Genomic DNA, 2,447 nt, shown 5'->3' on the forward strand with positions numbered 1-2,447 from the left:
GGAATTTTTGATGCTGGTCAACGGTCGCTGAGAACCGTTTTACCCGGCCCCGCTCGGGCCCCCGGTAACGGTTCCGTATGGATAGCCGCAAGGACAGCAGGATGGACGGTCGCCTTTCCCATTTCGACGATGAAGCCCAGGTCGGAGAGATCGCGTGCAACGATGGCAAGCGCTATCCCTTCGACTTCTCCCAATGGCGCGGTCGCGGCCTGCCGAGCGCCGGAACGCCAGTGCGCTTCGAACTCCGCGGCGGCCGGGCCATTCAGGTTTTCAACCGCCCCGAGGCCCAGCGACGTGCCAGCACCACCCGTGACGTCGACGGCAGGACCCGGCGCAAGATGCTGTCGCACTGGGCGCTGGCCGCTTTCGTCGTGGCCGTTGCCGGGGTCAGCGCGGGGCGCTATGCGCCGGCGGTGGAAGCGATGGCTATCGTGCTGGCGTGGCTGGGGTTGCGTCACGTGCATCGCGAACCCCAGCGCCTGAACGGGCAGTGGCTGAGCGGTATCGCCATCGTGGTGGCCGTGGGCGTGACACTGTGGTCCCAGTGGTGGTGAGTGCGCTCGCTTCGAGTTCGTGAGCGGCATCCGGCGTCGGGCGCGGATCGACTCGGCGTTCGGCTCTGGCGGGGCGCGAATGCGACTGGCACGAGTGACGTTAACGCGCCATCCTGTCCAGTAGAATCGTGGCGGCTGACTCGTTTTCACGGGGGCCAGCCACGACCGACCCCCGTTGCACGCTGACTCGTGGCAACAGCCGGGCGGGTAGGCGGCACACCCGCTTCCGGCGAGCACATCCAGGAAGGAGTGAATCATGCAATCCGTTAAAGAGAGTGCGCTGTTCAGGCCCTTTGCCTATATCGATGGCAATTGGGTCGCGGCCGACAGCGGCGAGCAGATCGACGTCGACAACCCCGCCAATGGCGAAATTCTCGGGCGCATGCCGCGCCTGGGGGGCGCCGAGACCGAGCGCGCCATCGAAGCCGCGGAAGCGGCGCTGCCGGGCTGGCGCAATCACACGGCGCTGGAGCGTGCCGATATCCTGATGAAGTGGTACGAGCTGATGCTCGAGCACAAGGATGAGCTGGCCGCGATCATGACTGCCGAGCAGGGCAAGCCGGTCAAGGAAGCGGCGGGGGAGATCGTCTACGCCGCGAGCTTCATGCGCTGGTTCGCCGAGGAAGCACGTCGTATCTATGGCGACACCATCCCTGCGGCCAACACCCGGCAGCGTATCGTCGTCACCAAGCAGCCGGTAGGCGTCGTCGGCGCCATCACGCCTTGGAATTTCCCCTCGTCGATGATCACGCGCAAGGCGGCTGCCGCACTGGCGGCGGGCTGCACCATCGTGATCAAGCCCGCCAGCCAGACCCCGTTCTCCGCGACGGCGCTGGCCGCACTGGCAGAGCAGGCCGGTGTTCCCCGCGGCGTCTTCAACGTGGTGCCGGGCAAGGCCAGCGAGATCGCCAAGGCGATGACCGACTCTTCCGTGGTACGCAAGGTCACCTTCACCGGCTCCACCGAGGTCGGTAGCTCCTTGATGGCCAATGCTGCCCAGCATATCCAGAAGATCTCGCTGGAGCTCGGCGGCAACGCGCCTTTCCTGGTGTTCGAGGATGCCGACCTGGACGCGGCGGTCGAAGGGGCCATCGCCTCCAAGTTTCGCAATGCCGGCCAGACCTGCGTCTGTACCAACCGTTTCCTGGTCCAGTCCAGCGTGATCAATGCGTTCAGCGAAAAGCTGGCCGCCGCCATGAACAGTGAACTCAGGGTCGGCGACGGTTTCGAGGAAGGGGTCAATATCGGCCCACTGATCGACGACGATGCCGTGGCCAAGGTGACCGATCACATCAAGGACGCCACCGACAAGGGGGCCCAGCTGCTGCTCGGCGGCCACGAACACTCCCTCGGCGGGCGCTTCTTCTCGCCCACGCTGATCAGCCACGCCACCCCGGAGATGAAGGTGGCGAGCGAGGAGACCTTCGGTCCGCTGGCGGCGGTGTTCCCGTTCGAGACCGAGGAGGAGGCGGTGCGGCTGGCCAACGATACCCAGTTCGGGCTGGCATCCTATTTCTACTCGAAGGACCTCGGCCGCGTCTGGCGGGTGGCGGAAGCGCTCGAGTACGGCATGGTCGGCATCAATACCGGTCTGATCTCCAACGCCAGCGCGCCGTTCGGTGGCGTCAAGGCCTCCGGATTGGGCCGCGAAGGCTCCAAGTACGGTCTCGACGAGTATCTCGAGACCAAGTATCTCTGTATCGATCTGGGCGAACAGTCAGACTGAGCTTCGAGCTTCGAGCTTCGAGCTTCGAGCTTCGAGCTTCGGGCTTCGAGCTTCGAGCTTCGAGCTTCGAACGAAAAGCGCCAGCGACGATGTCGCTGGCGTTCTTCGTTTCACGGTCATGCTGTTTTTCGCGGCTCGCGGCTCGCGGCTCGCGGCTCGCGGCTCAG

General features: G+C 65.1%; 2 protein-coding genes. Both read left to right on the forward strand.

Translation table 11 applies throughout. The features are described from left to right. Positions 1-101: 101 nt before the first annotated feature. Positions 102-554 carry a hypothetical protein gene (locus Q0602_RS15105; protein ID WP_298845026.1) on the forward strand — a complete coding sequence of 151 codons (453 nt, stop codon included), beginning with the start codon at positions 102-104 and terminating at the stop codon, positions 552-554. A gap of 256 nt (positions 555-810) precedes the next feature. After that, the gene (locus tag Q0602_RS15110) at positions 811-2,280 is read left to right on the forward strand and encodes an NAD-dependent succinate-semialdehyde dehydrogenase (protein WP_298845032.1); all 1,470 of its coding nucleotides are present in this window, start codon (positions 811-813) and stop codon (positions 2,278-2,280) included. Positions 2,281-2,447: the final 167 nt, after the last annotated feature.

Source organism: uncultured Salinicola sp., assembly GCF_937921195.1.
In the GTDB taxonomy this organism is placed as follows: domain Bacteria; phylum Pseudomonadota; class Gammaproteobacteria; order Pseudomonadales; family Halomonadaceae; genus Salinicola.